Consider the following 21,459-nt stretch of genomic DNA (forward strand, 5'->3'; position numbering starts at 1 on the left):
AGGGGAAGGGTGCAAAGCGTCAGGAACCTGATTCTGGGTGCGGGGCTGGCGGGACTCTCCGCCGCCTGCGCCCTGCGCGAGCGCGAAGACGAGACGCTGGTCCTCGAGAAGGAGGACGAAGCCGGAGGATTGTGCCGCTCGCGCCAGGTGGACGGCTTCACCTTCGACTGCACCGGGCACCTGCTGCACCTGCGCGATCGCGAGACCCGGGAGTGGCTGCTGGATCTGCTGCCAAAATCATTCGCCGCGGTGGAGCGCAAGTCGCTCATCTACTCGCATGGCGTCTACACCGGCTATCCCTTCCAGGCCAACACCTACGGCCTGCCGCCCGAGGTGATCCGGGAATGCGTCGTCGGCTTCGTCGAGGCCCTCATGCGCCGGCAGGCGGGGGGCGATGCCAGCCCGGCCGATTTCCGCGCCTGGGCCCTGGCCACCTTCGGCGAAGGGATCGCGCGCCATTTCATGTTTCCTTACAACGAGAAGCTCTATCGCGTCGACCTGCGCGAGATGGAATGCGGCTGGGTTTCCTGGTCGATCCCGACGCCGACCCTCGACGAGGTCGTGCGCGGCGCCCTGGGAATCGAGGTGAAGGGGCTCGGGTACAACCCGCAGTTCCTCTATCCGCGCCGGGGCGGCATCGCCGCCATTCCGAACGCCCTGGCGCAGCGCTGCGGCGGGCTGCGTCTCGGATCGGCGGTGCGCAGCATCGATCTCGCCGGACGGTGCGCGCACCTGGTCTCCGGGGAGAGGATCGCCTACGAGAAGCTGATCAGCACGATGCCGCTGGACGCGCTGCTGGGAATGCTGGATCCGCTTCCGGAGCCGTCTCTGAAGAAAGCGCGCGGCCGGCTGCGCGCCGTCAAGGTGGTGAACCTCAATCTGGGAATCGATCGCGCCGGGGTGCTTCCGGGGCACTGGGTCTACTTCCCGGATGCCTCCTTCCCCTTCTACCGGGTGGGCTCGCCGACCAACTACTCCGAAGGAGTCGCGCCCAGGGGCTGCTCGTCCCTCTACATCGAGGTGGCGCAGCGGCGGAACGAGACGCTGGATGCTCCGCGTCTGGAGGAAGAATGCCTCGAAGGGCTGCGGCGTGCCGGCATCCTGCGCTCCGGCGACCGGATCGTGGCGCGCGAGATGCTCACGCTCGATCCCGCCTATGTCGTCTACGACCACTTCCGCAAAGATGCCCTGCCCGCCATCCACCGGATCCTGGAGCGCTACGGCGTGATCTCCACCGGCCGCTTCGGTGCGTGGGAATACGGCTCGATGGAATCGGCGATGAAGCAGGGGCGCGAAGCGGCGCTGCGGGTGCAGGACGAAGGGCGGCGCGCCGCCGGAGGAAGCCGATGAGATCGAGGATGCCGGGACGCGTGCATGTCTGCCACATCGTCACGCTGCTGGAGCTGGGAGGCGCGCAGCAGAACACGCTGTACACGGTGGGGCACCTGGATCGGAGCCGCTACCGCGTCTCGCTCGTCGCCGGCAAGGGCGGGCTGCTGGACGCAGAAGCGCTCGCCCTGCCCGACGTCGAGGTCCATCTCCTTCCCGAGCTGGTGCGCGAGGTGGATCCCGCCTCCGATCTGAAAGCCCTGGGGCGCCTCACCGCGCTGCTGCTGCGCCTGCAGCCCGACGTGGTGCACACCCACTCCTCGAAAGCGGGAGTCCTGGGGCGGTGGGCCGCCTATCTGGCGGGCGTCGGCACGGTGATCCATTCGATCCACGGCTTCGGGTTCCACCCGGAGATGCCGCTCCTGCAACGGGGCTTCTACCGGGCCCTGGAGGCGGGCACCTCGGCGGTGACGACGCGCTTCCTGGCGGTTTCCCAGGCCAGCCTCGACGCCGGCGTGAGCCAGGGGATCCTGACGCCGGAGCGCTCTACGCTGGTGCGCAGCGGCATCCGTCTCGCCGCTTTCCGCCGCGCCGTCCCCGATGGCGCCCTGCGCCGCGACCTGTCGATCGCGGCCGAAGCACCGCTGGTCGGGATGATCGCCTGCCTGAAGCCCCAGAAGGCGCCGCTGGATTTCGTGCGGGCCGCGCAGCGCGTGGCGAGCCGCGTGCCCACGGCGCACTTCCTCCTGGCCGGAGACGGCGAGCAGCGCGGGGCGGTCGAGGAGGCGGCGCGCGCGGCGGGCCTGTCCGGGCGGCTGCACCTGCTCGGGTGGAGGCGCGATATCCCGGCTCTCCTTTCCGAGCTGAGCCTGCTGGTGCTGACCTCACTCTGGGAAGGGCTGCCGCGGGTCGTTCCCGAGGCCATGGCCGCGGGCCTTCCGGTGGTGGCCACCCGGGTGGACGGAACGCCGGAAGCGGTGCGCGACGGAGAGACCGGCTTCCTGGTCGATCCGCACGACGTGCAGGCCATGGCGGAGAAGATCGAATACCTGCTGACCCATCCCGCGGAGGCCCGGCGGATGGGGGAGCGGGGCAGGTTGCAGGTCGAGGAGTTCGACATCGACGCGATGGTCGAGCGTCAGGAGGCGATCTATGAAAGCTTGCTGTCGCGCCAGGTCTGAAGAAGCCGCGGCCGGACGGAGGGGGCGATGAGCCGCGAGGCGGTCCTCGAGGTCGCGCACGTGGCCCGCAGCTATCGCGCCAATTTCTCGCCCAGGAAGTACTGGATTCTGCGGGACCTGAGCTTCAGCGTCGAGCCGGGCGAGCTGTTCGGCTTCATCGGCCCGAACGGCGCCGGCAAGACCACGACCATCAAGCTGATTATGGATCTGGTGCGGCCCGACGCCGGGAGCATCCGCCTGTTCGGCCAGCCGCACCGGACCGTGGCGGTGAAGCGCCGCGTCGGCTTCCTTCCCGAGAACCCTTATTTCTACGATTACCTGACCGCTGGGGAGTTCCTCGATTTCTACGCCCGGCTCTTCGCGCTCCCCGCCGAGGCGCGCCGGCGCAAGGTGGACGAGCTGCTCGAGCTGGTGGGTCTCACCAACCGCCGCGATCGCCAGCTGCGCAAGTTCTCGAAGGGGATGCTGCAGCGGCTGGGGCTGGCGCAGGCGCTCATCAACGAGCCCGATCTGGTGATCCTGGACGAGCCGATGTCGGGGCTGGATCCAGTGGGCCGCCGGGAGGTGCGGGACATCATTCTCTCCCTCAAGCGCTCCGGCAAGACGGTGTTCTTCTCGACGCACATCCTCTCCGACACCGAGCTGCTGTGCGACCGGGTCGGGATCCTGAGCAAGGGGGAGCTCAAGGCGGTGGGCAAGATCCCCGACCTGATCGCCTCGGATGTGAAGCATTGGGAGATTGCCTTCGAAGGCGTGGCCGCCGAAGGGCTGCCGGGGCTGGAGCGCATCGTGTCGCGCGATGGCGCCAAGTTCCTGGTCACCGCCCGCGACGAGGGCGCCATGCGCGCTCTGGTCGGCGCCTTGCTGCAGCGGGGGGGGAGCCTGCACTCGGTCCTGCCGCAGCGGGAGCGTCTGGAAGATCTGTTTCTGCGGGAGATTGGCCGATGAGGCGCATCGGCGTGATCGCGCTGAACACCTTTCGCGAGGCGATCCGCGATCGCATCCTCTACCTGCTGCTGGTCTTCGCCCTCCTCCTGATGGTCTCGGCGCAGCTGCTGAGCCTGCTGACGGTGGGAGGCGAGGAGAAGATCATCAAGGATCTGGGGCTGGCATCGATCTCCCTGTTCGGTGTGCTCACGGCCGTCTTCATCGGCGTCTCCCTGGTAAGTAAGGAGATTGAGCGTCGCACCATCTACACCATCGTCTCCAAGCCGATCCATCGCCACGAATTCCTGCTCGGCAAGTTTTGCGGCCTGGCGCTGACCCTGGGGGTCAACACCGCGATCATGACCGCTTTCTTCTACCTGCTCCTGCTGCTCAAGGGGTTCGCCGACCCGCGCCTTCTGCTCGCGATCGTCCTGATCTACATGGAGCTCCTTCTGGTGACCGCATTCGCCACTCTGTTCTCCGCCTTCTCCACTCCGATCCTCAGCACGCTGTTCAGCCTGTCGCTTTATCTCGTGGGGCACCTCACCTGGAGCCTCGACCTGCTGAGCGCGCGGCTGGCGGCGCCGTCCGGCAAGGTGCTGTGCCGCATCCTCTTCCTGGCGCTCCCGAATCTGGAGATCTTCAATATCAAGGGGGACGTGGTGCACGGCGCGCCGATTCCGCTTTCCCTGCCGCTGCTGGCGCTGGCTTATCTCCTGGGCTATGGAGGCGCCGTCCTCGCGGCAGCCTGCTGGATTCTCGACCGCCGGGACTTCAACTAGATGAGGGTCGTGCGGATCCTGGGGATTACCGCGCTCGGGGCCCTGGCGGCGAGCGCCGCCTGGCGCGTCGAGACGCTGCGCTCCGAGCGCGCTCCCGGATATCATCTTCTCTATCTCCCCAGCGGCCGCTATCTGAAGGCGATGACTTTCGGCTATCCGGAAGTGGCCGCCGATCTGATCTACATCTGGTCGATCCAGTACTACTCGAACTACCAGATCCAGGACCGCTACGATTATCTCGATCAAATCTACCGGCGGGTGATCGCCGAGCTCGATCCCCGCTTCGTGGACCCCTACCTGGTGGGCTCGATGATCATGTCGGTGGAAGCGGGCCGCGACGATCTCGCGCTGAAGCTCCTCTCCGACGGGACGGCCAAGAACCCGGGTGAGTGGATCCTTCCGTTCCAGGCGGGATTCCTCTGCTACCAGAAGCTGGCCGATTACGGCTGCGCGCGCGATCGCTTCGAGCAGGCCCTGCAGATCCCGGGTGCGCCGGCGGCCGTGCGCCGCCTTTACGCCGAGATGTACAACCGCCTCGGGGACAAGAGAAGCTCGCTGCGCTATTGGACGGAAATCCTGGAGAGCGCCGATTCCGACTACGTGCGCCGCATCGCCTGGCTGCACGTCCACGATCTCGCTATCGACGTGCAGCTGGAGGACCTCGACCATCTGCTGGATCGCTATGCCGCCGCCAACGGCCGTCCGGCGCGGTCGCTGGAGGATCTGGTGCGGGGGCGGCTGATCGCCGGGGTTCCCACGGATCCCAACGATCAGCCTTATCTGCTGGACCGGACCACCGGCCGGGCGGCCTCCGCTTCCCGCCGGCTCCTGCAGAGGTGAGCATGTCCCTTCTCATCCAGGCCTTCGTCCTGGCGCTGGGAGCGGTGATCGGCAGCTTCCTCAACGTGGTCATCCATCGCCTCCCGCGACGCGAGTCGGTTGTGTTCCCCCCGTCGGCCTGCCCGAGCTGCGGATCCCGCATCCATCCCCTGGACAACGTCCCGATCCTGTCGTTCCTTCTCCTGCGAGGCCGCTGCCGCCGCTGCAGCGCCCCGATTTCCCCCCGTTATTTCCTGGTGGAGGCCCTCACCGCCGCCTGCACGTTGCTGCTCTTCGTTCGGCTGGGGCCGACCGTTACGCTGGCCATCTATCTTCCCTTCGCCTGGGCGCTCATTGCTCTGGCCTTCATTGACGCCGAGCACCAGATTCTTCCCGACAAGATCACGCTGCCGGGGATTGCGGTGTCGGCACTGGTCCCTCTCCTGGGACGCCTGCACCCCTGGAGTCCCGTGGTGGAGCGCCTGAGCTGGGGAAGCTGGGCGGCCGGCGTGGTGCTGGGAGCCGCGATGCCTTACCTGGTGGTCCTGGCCTATCGCCTTTCCCAGCTGCGCAAGCCTCCCGACGAGCGGGTCGAGGGGATGGGCATGGGAGACGTCAAGATGCTCGCGATGGTGGGCGGCTTCCTCGGATGGAAGCTGGTCCTCCTGACGCTGTTCGCCGGCTCGGTGCTCGGATCGGCGTGGGGTCTGGGAGGCATGGCGGTGCGGCGCTACGGCATGAAGCACGCCCTGCCCTTCGGTACGTTCCTGGCGATCGGGGCGTTTCTGTCGCTGCTTGCCGGTCCCGCGCTGCTGGCGTGGTATGCGGGGTGGCTTCCCCCCGAGGAGTGAGGCGATGCTCCGTGGATTGTCCACCTACGAGGGAAGGGTCCGGATTTTCCTGGTGCTCCTCGTCCTCTTTCTGTCCGCCGCCATCACGGTCAACTTCCGGCTGCTGATGACCGGCCGCAATGCGGTGCTGGAGGAGACAGGCGAGCGGGTCCTGCTGGAGGCTGAGTCGGCCGTCGCCCGATTGCAGCTGAGCGCCGCAGCGTCGGGCGACGGTTTTTCCGCCGGCGCGCCGGGCGGGGTCACGCAGGCACAGCTCGCGCGGATCGCGCGGGAGCACGATCTGGCAGGCATCGAAATCCTGAGTCCTTCAGGGCGCATCGAGGTCTCCTCTTACATCGGCCGCAGCGGGCTCCCCGACGGCGAGTATGCGTCTCTCGAGCCGGCGCGTCGGAGCGACCTCGAGGCGGGACAGGCGGTCGTCGCTTCCCTGCGGGACGAGGAGGGAGTCGCCTATGCGACGATTTCCGGCTTCCTTCCCCTGATTGGCTCGTCCGGGAAGCCGGGAGCCATCCTCAAGATCGAAGAGCATGCCGGAGAGCTGGCTCGCCTGCAGCGCAGCCTGAGGGTCCTGGCGGCGGTGCAGGCAGCGGGCGTCTGCTGCGTGGTGCTGCTGGTTCTGCTGTTCGCGCGCTGGCTTCTGGCTCCCTACCGGAAGCTGATGAGCACCGCCGCCGCGGCGGCGGGCGGCGTGCAAGCGGCGGCGGGGGAGCCCGACGAGCTGTTCGCGACTTTCCAGACCGTGACCGAGAAGCTGAAGGCGCAGGAAGACGAGCTGATTCGCCTGCGGGGCGAGGCCTCCGGAGGGTCCGCCGCGGGGCTGCCGGCGGAGAGCCTGGCCGCCGGATTGACCTCCGGCATGCTGGCCTTCGACGCGCAGGGGATCCTGCGTCTGGCCAATCCGGCGGCGCTGCAGATTCTCGGCGTCGGGCGCGCCGAGATTGCCGGCAGGGAGCTCGCGAGCCTCTTCGATCGCTTCACGCCGCTGGGGCGCCTCCTGTCGGAGGCGCTTCGGGATCAGGCGCCGCGCAGCCGCGAGATGGTGCCGTTCCAGCGCTCCGACGGCCGCGAGATCCATCTGGGGATTGGCGTCTCCCCGATGGGTGGACCGGCCGGCGGCGGGGGTCTCGTCTGCCTGCTTTCCGATCTCACCGAGATTCGCCAGCTCCGCGATCGCGTCGCGCTCAAGGAGAACCTGTCGCACCTGGGAGAGCTCTCGGCCGGGATCGCCCACGAGTTCCGAAACTCCCTGGCCACCTTGCAGGGCTACGCCCGGCTGCTGGAGCGATCGGAAGGGGAGGAGACGGTCGATCTATCCCGCCGCATCCTGCGGGAGGTGGAAGGATCTAGGAAAGTCGTGGAAGAGTTCCTGCAGTTCGCCCGCCCCGCCCGTCTGCAAATGGGGGAGCTGGACCTCCGCACCCTGCTCGAGTCATTGGGCCGCGAGCTCTCGAGCTCTGCCGGCGCGGGCGCAATCCGTTTCAAAGTCCAGGGGGAGTTCCCCTGCCTGGTGGGAGACGAGACGCAGCTTCGCAGGGCCTTCCAGAATCTCCTGCTGAATGCCGTCCAGGCATGCAACGGCCGCCCGCTGGAGATCGAAGTGACCGGCTCGGTGGAGGAGGGGAAGACCCTGCGGATCGAAGTCTCCGACAACGGCATGGGCATTCCTCCCGAGATCCTCCCGAGGATTTTCACTCCCTTCTTCACGACCCGCCCTGAAGGCACCGGGCTTGGCCTGCCGCTCGTGCAGAAGGCGATCGTGAGCCATGATGGCAGCATCGAGGTGGCCAGCCAGCCGGGGAAGGGAGCCTGTTTCACGATTCGCCTCCCGCTCGCAGGTTCTCCCGTTGCCGCGGCGGGCGAGGGAGAAATCCCGGAATCGGCGTCCACCTGGGAAAAGGCGGGCGGCACCCGGCACCTTTTGTAACACCCTCCATCCTTTCAAAGCTCCTCTGCCAGCAGCCCCGGCGCGAGGGTCATCCCCAACCCCTCTGTTTTCCGCCACCTGGGGAATCGTCAGATTCCCGCCGAGGCGTGGCACCCCCCTTGCTGTTCTCCTTGGCGTGGCTCAGGCGATGTTTCAAAGGAGCAGGAGAATGAGACCAGCGCGACGACCGATTCAATTCTCCGCGAGCAAGCGGAACCAAGACGGCTTCTCCATCGTCGAGATGCTCCTGGTCCTGGCGATCATGGGGATTTTCATCACCTTTGCCGGTCCCGCCTTCACCCAGGCGTACCGTGCCTACAAGGTGCGCTCTTCGGCCCAGGAGCTGACGATCGCCCTGCGGGCCGTCCGGCAGGTGGCGGTGAGCACGCGCGCCGCCAGCAGCCTGGTGGTCAACACCGCGAACCGCAACTACGCCTGGACGGACGCCAAGGGGAGGACACGGACCTGGGAGCTCCCGAACGGCGTCGATTTCGTGACGGCAAGCCCGGCGACTATCACCTTCGCCACCAACGGCACGGTCGCCACGGGCGCCGCCACGGTCGCCGTGCAAGGGATCGTGGCCGCCGGCCGGGCCGACCGCTGGACGTTGGACCTGAATACGGTGGGGCGCGTCACCAGCACCTTCAGCACCGTTGTGCCCTGAGGAGACAGCGCGATGAAGCCGAAGCAGACGTTTGCAGCGCAGCCATCCGGTGGAGCCCCCCGAAAGCGGGAGTCGGGCTTCAGCCTGATCGAAGTGACCCTGGCCCTGGGCTTGCTCGCCACGGTCCTGATATCGATCGCCACCCTGTTCATCCTGGGCGGCAAGCAGGTTCACCAGGGAAAGAGCACCACCAGCGCCACCGCGCTGACCCACACGATCATGGAGCGCATCGACCAGCTGCCCTACACCGATATCTATACCTATTTCGGCGGCACGGCGGCGACCACGAGCATGACGGTCAATACCACCACGACCGGCAACAATGCCAACCAGTGGCAGTCGGAAATCACCTCGCGCCTGGGCCCCGGCGCCTTCGGGACGATTCTCGTGACGCCGCTGGGGAGCGCCAGCCCGCTGAACATGGGGAGCGGCTCGGCCTTGCAGGTCCGCGTGTCGATCGTGTGGAGAGAGCTGGGGCGGTTCCGGACGGTCCAGCTGCAGACGATACGCTTCTAGCGAATGAACGGCCCCGGTGATCCGGGGCCGCAAGGAGGTTCTTCGATGCAACGGTACCGGCGCGGGAAGGGCAAGAGCGAGCAGGGCTTCAGCCTGGTGGAGATGATCGTCGCCTCGGCCATCTTCGCCATCGCGGCGGCGGTCGCGTTCATCCTCTACAACGCCGCCCAGAAGTCCTTCAAGGCGGGGCAGAACTTCACCGACCAGCAGCAGAACACCCGGGCGGCTTTCGAGAGAGTGCTCTCGGACCTGCGCAATGCTGGCTACAACTACAACCCCGACGGCAGCAAGTCCCGGCCCGACGAGCAGATCGAGGCGGCCTTCGACACGGCCGTGGTCCTGCGCGCCGATCTCGACTTCGAGGACTCCGTCCTGAAGGACGCCCCGGAAAGCAGCATCAAGGGAGTGTTCAACACCGTCAGCACCGGCAACGATGAGATCGTAGCCTACGTCCTGGGCAAGCCCGGCTGGACCGGCGGCAGCACCCTGGGGTTCACGGCCGACATCGACAATCCGACCCGCACCACCATCACCTACCAGGGAAACAACATCAGCGTAGGACCGCGCGACGCCATCCTGGAGGATGTCCGTCTGGGGAACGTGGCGCTGGTGCAGGACAGCCCGCCCTACACGCTGTACCGGGTCACTCTGAACAACGACCTGACGAACTACGTCTCGAGCGCGAACCCGACGGCCGCCGCTTTCTTCACCCGGCAGCCGGTGGCCGACAACATCCGGACGATGACCTTCCACTACTACGACGACGGCGGCACGCAGATCGGCACCTTCACCCCGACCGATTCGTCCGATGATATCGGCGGGGCAACCGCCAATGCGGCGCTGCGCAGCCGCATCCGCCGCATCTCCGTCGACCTGGTCGGGATGACCCCCAATCCCGATCAAAGCTATCTCGATCCCGCCGAGGCGAGCACCAGCAGCACGGCCCACTACCGCAAGTTCCAGCTCACCTCCAACGTCACGGTGGAGAACATGGGCCGCTCCGGGATGCAGGATTCGGACACCACGCCTCCCGGACAGGTGACACCGGCGCCGACCCTGTGCGGCGGACATTGCCAGGGGGTCCTGGTGAACTTCGTGGGACGCCCCGCCTCGGAGCTGGTCTCCAGCTACAACGTCGGCTACGGCAGCACGAGCACGGCGACGCCTTACGTGGTCAACAGTCCGTATCCGCACATGGATAACGGCGTGCCGAGCTACACGACCCATGCTTTCGTCCGTGACGCCACGCATTTCACCCAGGGGTCGACCTGGTACTTCAAGGTCCAGGGAAAGGATTCCTCGAGCAACGTCGGGGCATTCTCCACCTCGGCCTCCTCCGGTGCTTTGACTGACACCACCACGCCCTCGGCTCCCGGATCGGGCTGGGCGACGGAGCGGGGAAGCGCCACCCATCCGCCGCTCGACGCGCAAGTCCAGGTCCATTTCGGCGCCGTCACCACCAACACTTCGGGACCGACCGGCTGCGTCGACGCCGACGCCCCGATGATCCGGGACCTGAAGGGGTACCGGGCCTGGCGGGGCATCACCTCCGGCTTCACGCCGGGAGGAACCCCCTACGTTGACGAGACGACCATGACGGCGGCCGACACCCAGTTCACCGACTCGAACGTCGCCCAGTGCCAGACCTACTACTACAAGTTGGCGGCGGTGGATCTGTGCGGCAACCAGGGAGCGGTCTCTCCCGCGATCTCCGGCTCTTCGGAGACCAACGTCCCGCCGATGCAGCCCTACACCGTGAATGCCAGCCGCACGACGCAGAACGATGTGACCATCACCTGGCCGGCGGTAGTGCAGGACGTCCAGAGCCGGACGATTCAGGTGGCCAGCTACGAGGTGGTCTACGCCGCCGGGACGATCAGCTCCGATCCTTCGCTGCTGACCTACACCGCGGTGCCGGGAAGCCCCGTTACCGGCGGCACCCTGACGCTGGTCCACAGCCTGACGTCGTCGGACAAGAGCTACCTCCAGGTCCAGAACAACACCTATTTCTACAAGGTCCGGGCGACCGACGCCTGTCCGAATCTCTCGGCCTGGTCGACGCCCTCCTCGCTGATCTGCACCTTCAACGGCACCCCGACCATGTCCCCCGCGAGCGGCTCGAACGTCGCCGGCTCGGTCCCGATCTCACTGGCCGTGTCGGGCGGCGGCGACACCTACGTACGGGCGCGCATTTACATTCCCAACCCGCAGGGAGGGTCCCCCTACTACGACCAGACGGCGACGGCGTATCCCTTCGTCTTCCCGAACTGGAACTCGGCGGCGACGCCGGCCGGCACTTACACCATCTACATCGAGGTGGAGAACAGCAACGGCTGCATCAACTACCGCACGCAGACGGTGACGGTCAGCTCGGTCCTGGCCTGCCAGATCTCGCCCGCCAACCCGAACCTGAGCCCGACCACGGGCACCGCGGGCGGCACCAAGAAGAGCGACCTGACCTGGGACATCATCAACAACGCCCAGAAAGACCTGTACATCGATCGAATCGACGTGGCATGGACCAACACCTTGGGCTTCAACCCGCTGCTGAGCTCCTTCCTGTATCCGAGCTTCATCAGCCCGCCGAGCTTCACCTGGCCCACACCGGTAATCTCTCCCGCGACTACCGGCACCTTCTCGCTGCCCCTGTTCTTCGATCGGTTCAACGACGCCACCAGCCCGGTGAACGTCAAGCTCGACTTCACCAACTCGCTGGTGAACAGCAGCGGCACCAGCGGCGAAGTGATCACCATCCGCTTCACGTTCCACGACTCCTCCAGCGTCACGGGCAGCTGCACCTTCCAGGTCATCGCGAAGGACCTGTCGATCGTGGCAACCCCGTAGGGGAATGAACATGGCTTCCAGGATGCTTCCTTCGTCGCACCGTCCGGCGCCTTCCGCAGGGGGCGCCGGATCCTCCGAGCGCGGATCGGCCCTCCTGATCAGCGTGCTGGTCATGGTGATCCTGACGCTGCTCGGCATCTCCTACCTGATGCTGGCCCAGACCGAGAGCCAGATCGCCGAGAACGAGCTCAACGCGCAGCAGGCCCTCTTCGTGGCCGAGGCCGGCGCGCGCACGGTCATGAACTGGTTCAACGATCCGACCGGCACCGGCTACAAAGTCCCGACGGTGGCCCAGATGAACCGCGGGATCCGCTGGTACGACCACGACGGCAACCCCGGCACCGCCGTGGTGCAGGGAGTCGCGGGAAATCCCACGACGCCGATCTACCGCGACGGGACCGACGACCCGTTCGAGAAGGCATACCGCGGCAACAATTTCCTGGCTTTCATGGGAGAGGAATCCCACAGCGGCGGGGACGAGGGACCCGACCTGCGGATCGACGCCGCGGCGGGCGGCGCGCAGGCGGCTTTTCTCGCCGACATGAACAACACGATGTTCTCCAACTATCCCTCGCCCAACAAGCGGGCGCGGATCACCCGGATCGACGTCTACGCGCCGCCGCTCATCAACATCGGCGGGCAGATGGTCCGCTTCGGCATCGCCACCGTAAAGGTGACCGCGGGAGTGTTCATCAACCCGGGCACCGCGGCGGAGCGCCAGGTGGCGCAGCGGATGACCAAGGTCACGGTGGCCGAGGTCCCGTATCCCGGAGATTTCGGCCCTCTCACTTCGTGTAACTACCTGAGCACCTCGGGAGACCTGGCGGTCCACTGGGGCCTCATCAACGCGGCGGGGAACTTCCGCTTCAACACCAGCTCCATGAACAACAAGATGGACAGTGGCTTTCCCTATGACGACTCGGGAGCGGCGGGTTTTCCCAATGCTTATATCACCGGGGCCAAGCTGACCGCCTTCCTGAACGCCAACGACACCTCGCTGGAGGATCCCTGGTTCGGATCCAGGGCGGGCCAGGAGATCCAGGACAACTCCGGCACGCCCCTGGGCACCGCGGCCATGCAGCCGTGGCCCTACTCGTGTCCTACCCCCGCCTCCGGCAGCTGCACCGACGATGATCACAGCAACCTGTTTCAGAACCTGGGATTCTCCACGATTCCCTGTCCTGATCTGGATTACGGCTTCTGGCGCCAGGTCGCCATCTCGGGGATCAAGAACGCCTACTACTACAAGTATGCGGGAGGGGGGAATTTCAACCTGAACGGCAGCGGAGCGGCGGTGGACATTCCCACGGCGACCACCGGGAAAACCGGGCTGTTCTTCTTCGACACCGCCAACGGTCTGCCTCCGACCGACTCCGACGGCGACGGCGTCTTCGAGAACCTGACGGCGGCCGTGACCCTCAGCTCCGGCTGGAACTCGGGCGGCTTCATCTTCATGAACGCCGGGACCCTGACCAGCAGCGGATTGGGGAACTCCCCGCCGACCCGGACGATGTATGCTCCCGGCGAGCCCTGGATCGAGTCCAACGGCATCGACGGCTGGCAGAGCGGCGAGACGGTTCTGGACCTTACCTACCCGACGGGCGATCCGACCGCGAACCCCAAACCCACTTTTACGAGGGCCGGAACCAGCACGACCGCCCGGCTGGCCAGGGGACCGAACGTCACCGGCGCCGTGCATATGGCGGGAGTCATCTACAACAGCGGCTACTGGAACGCGAAGGGCAACGGGGCGTTCTTCGGCAGCATCATCACCAAGCAGGGAATCATCGAGGCGGGCGGAGGACCGGCCGGTACGCCGGACATCTGGTTCGACACTTGCCTGAAGGACAAGTGCTGGCCGCCTCCCTCCCTGAAGCTGCCCCGGGTCGTCGCGACCAGCTGGGAAAGCGATATGTAGCTTGAATCCGGCGGCGCCGGAATCTAGATTAGCCCGGGGCCGGAGTCTCTCTCCGCCCCGGGCTCTTATCTTTTTGAAAGGAACGCTTTATGAGGACTCGCGCCGGCGCTGCGGCTCTGGGAGCCGGGCTTGCCATTCTAGCCCTCCTGGCGCTGCCGCCTTCCCCAACGCTTGCCGAGCAGGCCTCCTCATCGACGAGCCAGTCCCAAAAAAGCCCGGCCAAGAAGCACTCGCCCCAGACCCGGCCGGCCCAGACGCACCCCGCCAAAAAAACCGCTCCGGCCAGGACCTCTGCGGCACCGGCAAAGAAGCAGGCCAAGCCGCTGGTCTTCACGGACGCGGATCTCGAGAAGTACCACACCGGCGGGGAAGCCACCGCCGGTCGGGGGACCGCTCCTCCCGCTCCCTCCAGCGACCCGCTGAAGGCCTTCAAGGACAAGGCGGAAAAGGATCGTTGGCGGCAGACGAGATCGGCCGAGCTCCAGAAGAGGGTCGCGGATCTGGAAGGGAAGCTGAGATTCCTCGAGCAGAAGCGGCTCTCCATACAGAACCCCCTCGTGCCGCGCCCCGTGGATCCGTCCGGGGAGTCCGACGGCGATGCGGGACTATCCGGCGAGGAGCGTCTGGCGAAGAACGACGAGGAGATCCGCAACACCAACAGCCAGCTCGAGACCGCCCGGAAGGAGCTGGCCTCTTTCCTGGCAGCAAATCCTGAATGAGCCTGGCCACCCCGCGGCAGGCTTCCGCACCGATTGCTCCTGCTGCTCCCGGAAAAATCCTGCTGGTCGAGGACAAGGAAGGGCTGCGCGACGCCCTGCGCCGAATCCTGGAGCGTGAGGGCTACAGCGTCAAAGCCTGTCCGGACGGCGAGCGTGCAGCGGTCCTGCTGCGTGAAGAGCGCTTTCTGCTGGTGCTGACCGACCTGAAGCTCCCCGGCTCCGACGGCCTGGAAGTGCTGCGCTGCGTCCGGCGGTGCGACCCGACGACGCCGGTGATCCTGATGACGGCCTACGGCACGATCCAGGACGCGGTTTCCGCAATGAAAGAGGGGGCCTACGATTTCCTGGAGAAGCCGGTGGATCAGGACCACCTCCTGGCCCTGCTCGACCGCGCCTTGCAGCATCGCCTGCTGGCGCGCGAGAACTCCTTCCTGCGCGAGCGCTTTGCGGAGGAGCTGGGGTTTCCCACCATCCTCGGGAATTCGAGCACGCTGCACAAATCGTTGGAGGAGCTCCGCAAGGTCTCGGCCACCGAGGCGACGGTGCTGCTCAGCGGCGAATCGGGAACCGGCAAGGAGCTGTTCGCGCGCGCCCTGCACCACTGGAGCCCGAGGCGGACGGGGCCTTTTTTCGCCATCAACTGCGCGGCGATTCCCGAATCGCTGCTGGAGAACGAACTCTTCGGCCACGAGAAGGGGGCCTACACGGGGGCCGGGTCCGCGAAGCGGGGCAAGATGGAGATGGCCGATACCGGCACGCTTTTCCTCGACGAGATCGGTGACCTGTCGCCGGCCCTCCAAGGAAAGGTCCTCCGGGTCCTGGAGGAGAGGCGCTTCGAAAGGGTCGGCGGGGTGGAGACTCGCAGCGTGGATCTGCGCCTCGTGGCCGCCACCAACCGCGATCTCAAAGGGCTGGTGTCGGAGGGCGGTTTCCGCCAGGACCTTTTCTTCCGAATCTCGGTGTTCCCGGTGCACATCCCGCCGCTGCGCGATCGGGTGGAAGACATCTCTCTGCTGGCGCGGCATTTCGTCGAACGCTTCGCCGTCGAGCAGAAGCGCCGGGCCCCGGGTATCGGTGCGGAAGCGCTTCGCCTGATGCAGGGTTATTCCTGGCCGGGCAACGTGCGCGAGCTGGAGAATGCTCTCGAGCGCGCGGTGATCCTGTGCGAGGCGGAGGAGATCCATCCGCAGCACCTGAGCCTCAGCGGCCCGTCCCCGGTGGAGACTGAAAACCAGGTACGGCAGCTGGTCGGATTGCACGGCTCGCTTTCCGAAGTGGTCTCGAGGGCTGCGGGGCTCGCCGAGAGGGAGAAGATCCGCGAAGCGCTGCGGCTGACCTCCGGCAACAAGAGCCGAGCTGCCGAGCTGCTGCAGGTGTCCTACAAGACGCTCCTCGCAAAACTGAAAGATCTCCGCCTCGATTCAGAGCAGGGTTGACAAGTTGAAGGTTCTAGGTATACTTGCGGCGCTCTGAGCCGGTCGCAAGGCCTTATCCCGAAACCTGGGACGGCCGGTTCGGGCAGGAGCGATCGACCCAAGGTTGCTCCATTTTTTTGCGGCTGGAAACCGCCCGCCTCTGCCGGTCGTTTCTGGCAATCCCAAGGGCTTCAAAGTGTTGTGCGGCGGCCCTGGATCCCTTCGGCCGATCTGGCCGTCCCGGTCCGCCCGGCGCCCGAGCAAACGGTCCTTCATATTAATAAGGAAGCAGCCATGAGCAGCATCGTGGATCGCGGCAAGCAGGTTCTCACCACGGCCCTGGGATGGGACACCGAAATCGTGGCGGTCAAGGCCTCCGGCGCCGTCGTCACCGACGAGAAGGGGAGGGAATACCTCGATTTCGCCTGCGGCACGGCCGTCACCAACATCGGGCACAACCACCCGGCGGTGATGCAGGCCGCCAAGGAGCAGATCGACCGGGTGATCCATACGGGCGGGGTGTTCTACTACGAGAGCATCGTCCGCCTGGGAGAGGAGCTTGGGAAGATCTGCCCCGGCGGGATCGACACCTTCTTCTTCTCGAACGCCGGCGCCGAAGCGGTGGAAGGAGCCATCAAGCTGGCGCGCTACGTGACCGAAAGGCCCGGGATCATCTGCTTCACCGGGGCATTCCACGGGCGGACTCTGGGGTGCGTCTCGCTGACCACTTCGGCCGTAAAGTACCGCACCCACTACCGGCCGCTGCTGCCGGAAGTCTACCGGGTGCCCTTCCCGAATCCGTACCGCAATCCCTGGCGCCGGACGCGCGAGACGGTGACCGAGGACGCGGTGGCGCACCTCGAGAAGATGTTCCGCGAGGAGATCCATCCTTCGGAGGTCGCGGCAATTCTGATCGAGCCGGTGCAGGGGGAGGGAGGCTACATCCCGGCCCCGAAGGAGTTCCTGGTGCACCTGCGCGAAATCTGCACCAAGCACGGCATCATGCTGATCTTCGACGAGGTGCAGAGCGGCTTCGGGCGCACGGCGCAGTGGTTCGCGGCGCAGGCCTACGGCGTGGATCCCGACATCATGGCCATCGCCAAGGGAATCGCGGGCGGCTTCCCCCTCTCCGCGGTCGCCGCCCGGCGCGAGACGATGCGCCGCTGGTCGCCCGGGGCGCACGGAACGACCTTCGGAGGCAACCCGGTCTCCTGCGCGGCGGCGGTGGCTACCATCGACGCCATCCGGCGCGAGCGCCTGCTGGAGAACGCGCGTGCGCAGGGGGAGATCGCGCTCGGCGAGCTGAAGCGCATGGCCCGCGAGAACCCGCGCATCGGCGAGGTCCGGGGCATCGGGTTGATGATCGGCATCGAGCTGGTGAAGGACCCGAAGACCCAGGAGCCCGATCCCGATGCCGTGACGGAGGTGCTCGCCGCGTGCCGCGAGAACGGGCTGGTTCTGATCAATTGCGGCACCTACGGCAACGTGATCCGCTTCATCCCGCCCATGGTGGTCACCGAGACTCAGATGCGCCAGGCCCTCAAGGTCCTGGAAGGAGCGCTGGCGCAGGTGCTCGGCGGAGTGCGGGCGTAGTTCCCAGGATTCTTCCAACTCTTTCGAGGTGATGTCATGAGCGCGCGCAGGGTCCTGATCATGGGGGCCGCCGGCAGGGACTTCCACAATTTCAACGTCGCTTTCCGGGATCGGGACGACGTGGAGGTCGTGGGGTTCACCGCGACGCAGATTCCCAACATCGACAACCGCAGCTATCCCGCCTCCCTGGCGGGCCGGCTCTACCCCAAGGGGATTCCGATATTCCCGGAGTCGGAGCTGGCGACGAAAATCCGCGAATTGAAGGTGGACGAGGTGATCTTCGCCTACTCCGACGTGAGCCACGAGTACGTGATGCGGCGGGCGTCGTTGGCGCTCGCCTCGGGAGCCGATTTCCGCCTCATGGGGGCGGACGCGACCATGCTCAAGGCGAGCGTCCCCGTGGTCTCCATCTGCGCCGTGCGGACCGGCAGCGGCAAGAGCCAGACGACGCGCCGGGTCTGCCGCAAGCTCGCCGCCAAGGGGCGCAAGGTGGTGGCGGTCCGCCACCCGATGCCCTACGGTGATCTGGAGCGCCAGCGGGTGCAGCGCTTCGCGCGCCTGGAGGACCTGGACGCCGCGAACTGCACCATCGAGGAGCGCGAGGAGTACGAGCCGCACCTCAAGAGTGGCACGATCATCTACGCCGGCGTCGACTACGAGCAGATTCTCCGGCAGGCGGAGCGCGAGGCGGACGTCGTGGTGTGGGACGGCGGCAACAACGACCTGCCTTTCTACCGCGCCGATCTCGAGATCGTGGTCGCCGATCCGCTGCGGCCGGGGCACGAGCTCTCCTACCACCCGGGGACCACCAATCTCTACCGGGCGGGCTGCATCGTCATCAACAAGATCGACGCGGCCTCCGCCGAGAACGTGGCCAGGGTGCGCGAGAGCATCCGGCAAATCAACCCTCGCGCGACGGTGATCGAGGCCGCCTCCCCTCTGACGGTCGAGGATCCCGCGGCCATTGCCGGCAAGCGCGTGCTGGTGGTGGAGGACGGTCCGACGCTGACCCACGGCGAGATGAAATTCGGGGCCGGGGTGGCGGCGGCGCGCAAGTTCGGGGCGGCGAGCCTCGTCGATCCGAGGCCTTTCGCTGTGGGCAGCATCCGCAAGACTTTCGAGGACTACCCGGAGATCGGGGTGCTGCTTCCCGCGGTCGGCTATGGTGACGCCCAGATGGCCGACCTGCGGGCGACCATCGACGCGGCCGACTGCGATCTGGTGATCATCGCCACGCCCATCGACCTGCGCCGCGCCATCCGGATGAGCAAGCCTGCCCTGCGGGTCACCTATGAGCTGCAGGAGATCGGCAAGCCCGATCTGGACGACGTCCTGTCCAGGTTCTAGGTGCCCGCGCGTCGCCTGGCCGTAGTGGCGTTCGGCGGGAACGCCCTGATCCGCCGCGGGGAGGAAGGGACGCAGACCGAGCAGATCGAGAACTCCGATCGGCTCGCCACGCGTCTGGTGCCGCTGATCCAGGGCGGCTACTCCCTGGTATTGGTGCACGGCAACGGACCCCAGGTCGGCAACATCCTCATCCAGGTCGAAGAAGCGGTCACCAAGGTGCCGCCGATCTCCCTGGATGTGTGCGTCGCGCAATCGGAAGGAAGCATCGGCTACATGCTGGCGCGCTCCCTGATCAATGCGCTCGCCGCACGCCGTGTCCGGCGCGAGGTGATCTGCCTGGTGACGCCGGTCGTGGTCGAGCGAACCGATCCGGCCTTCCGCAAGCCCAGCAAGCCGATCGGCCCGTTCTACACGAGGTATCGGGCCGAGTACCTGATGAAGAGGATGGGCTGGCTGATGGTGGAGGACTCCGGCCGGGGCTATCGAAAAGTGGTGGCCTCCCCGCGTCCGCAAAAGATCCTCGGGCTTGGAGCAGTGAAGGAACTCGTGGCGCAGGACCGCGTCGTCATCACTGGCGGAGGAGGCGGCATTCCGGTCTTCCGCACCGACGAGGGCCGGCTCAAGGGAATCGAGGCGGTGATCGACAAGGACCACACCGCCGGCCTGCTGGCGGCCGAACTGGACGCGGAGCTGTTCGTCCTCCTGACGGGAGTCGACCAGGTCTATCTGAACTTCGGGCGGCCCGATCAGATCCGCATCGAGCGTCTAACTTCTTCGGAGGCGCGGCGGCACCTCGAGGGGGGGCAGTTCCCTCCGGGGAGCATGGGCCCGAAGGTAGAGACCGCGGCGACCTTCGTCGAGAAGACCGCGAAAGAAGTCCTTATCACGTCCGTGGAGAGAATGAAGGAGGCGCTGGCCGGCCGGGCCGGGACCCGCGTGGTGCCCGATTCCCGCCGCAGCGTGGCCAACAACCGACGGAGCCGACGATGAAGCTGACGCGCAAGGACCTCTTGAGTCTGGCGGACCTCTCGCCCGAAGAATTCAAGGAAATCCTGGACCTGGCGGTGACCATCAAAGCGGAGCCGGATCGCTTCGCCCGCTCGCTCGAGCGCAAGACCCTGGCGATGATCTTCGAGAAGCCGTCGCTGCGCACCCGGGTCACCTTCGAGGCGGGAATGACCCAGATGGGCGGGCACGCCATCTACCTGGCACCTTCTGACATCTCGCTCGGAAGCCGTGAATCGGTTCCCGACGTGGCGCACAATCTCGAGCGCATGGTGGACCTCATCATGGCCCGAACCTTCCGGCACGATACGGTCGTGCAGTTGGCCCGGCACAGTCGGATCCCCGTCATCAATGCCCTGAGCGACTATTCCCACCCCTGCCAGGGGCTGGCGGATTTTCTGACCCTGAAAGAGGTCTTGCGCGATCTCCGGGCCGTGAAGCTGTGCTACGTGGGGGACGGCAACAATGTCTGCCACTCGCTGATGTTCGCGGGCTCGAAATGCGGCGCCTCGGTGACGGTGGCCTGCCCGGAAGGCTTTGAGCCGCTGCCGGAAGTGGTGGAGAAGGCCCGCCGGGACGCCTCGCAGACCGGAGGGAGCGTGCGGATCGTCCACGATCCCGCCGAAGGAGCCCGCGGCGCCAACGCGATCTACACCGACGTCTGGGCCAGCATGGGGCAGGAGGCGGAGACGGAGGCGCGCGCCAAGGTATTCCGCCCCTTCCAGGTCAACGAAGCGCTCATGGGCATGGCCGCGAAGGGGGCCTGCTTCCTCCATTGCCTGCCGGCCCACCGCGGCTGGGAGGTGACCGACGGGGTCGCCGACTCGCCGGCCTCGGTGATTTTCCAGCAGGCGGAGAACCGGCTGCACGCCCAAAAGGCCGTCATGCATCTTCTGGCAGGAAGAGAAATTCGTCCTTGACAAGCCACGGAGGTTGTTGTAAAAGTTACGCTTCTGCGAACAGGCCTTCAGGCGGGACCTTCCCCGCGGAGGACCCGGAGGAAGTTGATGGCGACGTACGTTCCCACGAAAGAGACTGCCGAGCATCGCTGGCTGGTGGTCGACGCTGAAGGCCAGACCCTGGGAAGGCTCTCCACCTTCGTGGCAACCCGCATCATGGGCAAGCACCGTCCGCAATGGTCTCCCGCGGTGGATACGGGCGACTTCGTCGTGGTGGTGAATGCCGAGAAGGTGAAGCTGACCGGGCGCAAGCTGGACCGCAAAGTATATCGCTGGCACACCGGCTACCCCGGCGGGCTGAAACAGGTGACCGCGGGCAAGCTCCTGCGCGAGAAGCCGACCCGGGTGGTGGAGCTCGCCATCCACGGCATGCTCCCGAAGAGCCGGCTCGGAAAGAAACTGCGCCACAAGCTGAAAGTCTATTCGGGGCCGGAGCACCCGCACCAGGCCCAGCGTCCGGAGCCGATCAAGATCGGCGCTTAGCTCAGGAGGAATTCAGGCGTGACCTCGATCCAGTATTACGGCACCGGCCGGCGGAAGCACGCGACCGCCAGGGTTTTCCTGAGACCGGGAGCCGGCGCCATCCAGGTTAACGATCGACCCATCGACGAATACTTCAAGCGCGAAAGCCTCAAGCTGATCATCCGCCAGCCGCTCATGCTCACC

At 66.3% G+C, this 21,459-nt stretch carries 19 protein-coding genes; all 19 read left to right on the plus strand.

The genetic code is table 11. The features are described from left to right. Positions 1–9: 9 nt before the first annotated feature. Entirely contained in the window at positions 10–1,350 is a 1,341-nt protein-coding gene (locus VFW45_00975; GenBank protein ID HEU5179337.1) for an FAD-dependent oxidoreductase, read from the plus strand. After that, entirely contained in the window at positions 1,347–2,510 is a 1,164-nt protein-coding gene (locus tag VFW45_00980) for a glycosyltransferase family 4 protein (GenBank protein ID HEU5179338.1), read from the plus strand. The genes VFW45_00975 and VFW45_00980 overlap by 4 nt, the downstream gene beginning before the upstream one ends. 27 nt (positions 2,511–2,537) lie before the next feature. After that, positions 2,538–3,458: an ABC transporter ATP-binding protein gene (locus VFW45_00985; protein HEU5179339.1), complete on the plus strand. Its 921-nt coding sequence runs from the start codon at positions 2,538–2,540 to the stop codon at positions 3,456–3,458. After that, positions 3,455–4,219 (plus strand): ABC transporter permease, encoded by a 765-nt coding sequence (locus tag VFW45_00990; GenBank protein ID HEU5179340.1) that lies wholly within the window; start codon positions 3,455–3,457, stop codon positions 4,217–4,219. The genes VFW45_00985 and VFW45_00990 overlap by 4 nt, the downstream gene beginning before the upstream one ends. After that, positions 4,220–5,059, plus strand: a complete 840-nt coding sequence (locus tag VFW45_00995) for a hypothetical protein (protein HEU5179341.1) — start codon at positions 4,220–4,222, stop codon at positions 5,057–5,059. It abuts the gene before it with no gap. A 2-nt stretch (positions 5,060–5,061) separates the two neighbouring features. Further along, a complete protein-coding gene (locus VFW45_01000; protein HEU5179342.1) occupies positions 5,062–5,889 on the plus strand; it encodes a prepilin peptidase in 828 nt (275 codons plus the stop codon). Between the two features lie 4 nt (positions 5,890–5,893). Then, positions 5,894–7,813 carry an ATP-binding protein gene (locus tag VFW45_01005; GenBank protein ID HEU5179343.1) on the plus strand — a complete coding sequence of 640 codons (1,920 nt, stop codon included), beginning with the start codon at positions 5,894–5,896 and terminating at the stop codon, positions 7,811–7,813. A gap of 169 nt (positions 7,814–7,982) precedes the next feature. Continuing rightward, on the plus strand, positions 7,983–8,477 hold the full coding sequence (locus tag VFW45_01010; protein ID HEU5179344.1) for a prepilin-type N-terminal cleavage/methylation domain-containing protein: 495 nt from the start codon (positions 7,983–7,985) through the stop codon (positions 8,475–8,477). Positions 8,478–8,489: 12 nt separating this feature from the next. Next, entirely contained in the window at positions 8,490–8,993 is a 504-nt protein-coding gene (locus VFW45_01015) for a hypothetical protein (protein ID HEU5179345.1), read from the plus strand. A gap of 45 nt (positions 8,994–9,038) precedes the next feature. Next, positions 9,039–11,837, plus strand: coding sequence for a prepilin-type N-terminal cleavage/methylation domain-containing protein (locus VFW45_01020; protein HEU5179346.1), 2,799 nt, complete (start codon positions 9,039–9,041; stop codon positions 11,835–11,837). Between the two features lie 10 nt (positions 11,838–11,847). Beyond that, on the plus strand, positions 11,848–13,755 hold the full coding sequence (locus VFW45_01025) for a hypothetical protein (protein ID HEU5179347.1): 1,908 nt from the start codon (positions 11,848–11,850) through the stop codon (positions 13,753–13,755). An 89-nt stretch (positions 13,756–13,844) separates the two neighbouring features. Further along, on the plus strand, positions 13,845–14,474 hold the full coding sequence (locus VFW45_01030) for a hypothetical protein (protein ID HEU5179348.1): 630 nt from the start codon (positions 13,845–13,847) through the stop codon (positions 14,472–14,474). Then, complete coding sequence (locus tag VFW45_01035) at positions 14,471–15,910, plus strand: sigma-54 dependent transcriptional regulator (GenBank protein HEU5179349.1); 1,440 nt, start codon at positions 14,471–14,473, stop codon at positions 15,908–15,910. Before VFW45_01030 ends, VFW45_01035 begins: the two co-directional genes overlap by 4 nt. Before the next feature lie 273 nt (positions 15,911–16,183). Beyond that, positions 16,184–17,482 (plus strand): aspartate aminotransferase family protein, encoded by a 1,299-nt coding sequence (locus VFW45_01040; GenBank protein ID HEU5179350.1) that lies wholly within the window; start codon positions 16,184–16,186, stop codon positions 17,480–17,482. 36 nt (positions 17,483–17,518) lie between these two features. Beyond that, positions 17,519–18,829 (plus strand): cyclic 2,3-diphosphoglycerate synthase, encoded by a 1,311-nt coding sequence (locus tag VFW45_01045; protein ID HEU5179351.1) that lies wholly within the window; start codon positions 17,519–17,521, stop codon positions 18,827–18,829. Then, positions 18,830–19,819, plus strand: coding sequence for a carbamate kinase (locus tag VFW45_01050; GenBank protein HEU5179352.1), 990 nt, complete (start codon positions 18,830–18,832; stop codon positions 19,817–19,819). Continuing rightward, complete coding sequence (gene argF / locus VFW45_01055; protein ID HEU5179353.1) at positions 19,816–20,754, plus strand: ornithine carbamoyltransferase; 939 nt, start codon at positions 19,816–19,818, stop codon at positions 20,752–20,754. Before VFW45_01050 ends, argF begins: the two co-directional genes overlap by 4 nt. Before the next feature lie 87 nt (positions 20,755–20,841). Next, on the plus strand, positions 20,842–21,276 hold the full coding sequence (rplM, locus tag VFW45_01060; protein ID HEU5179354.1) for a 50S ribosomal protein L13: 435 nt from the start codon (positions 20,842–20,844) through the stop codon (positions 21,274–21,276). Positions 21,277–21,294: 18 nt separating this feature from the next. Then, positions 21,295–21,459, plus strand: a 165-nt coding sequence (gene rpsI / locus VFW45_01065; protein HEU5179355.1) for a 30S ribosomal protein S9, incomplete at its 3' end; no start/stop codon positions are given.

The organism is Candidatus Polarisedimenticolia bacterium (genome assembly GCA_035764505.1).
Taxonomy (GTDB): Bacteria; Acidobacteriota; Polarisedimenticolia; order Gp22-AA2; family AA152; genus AA152.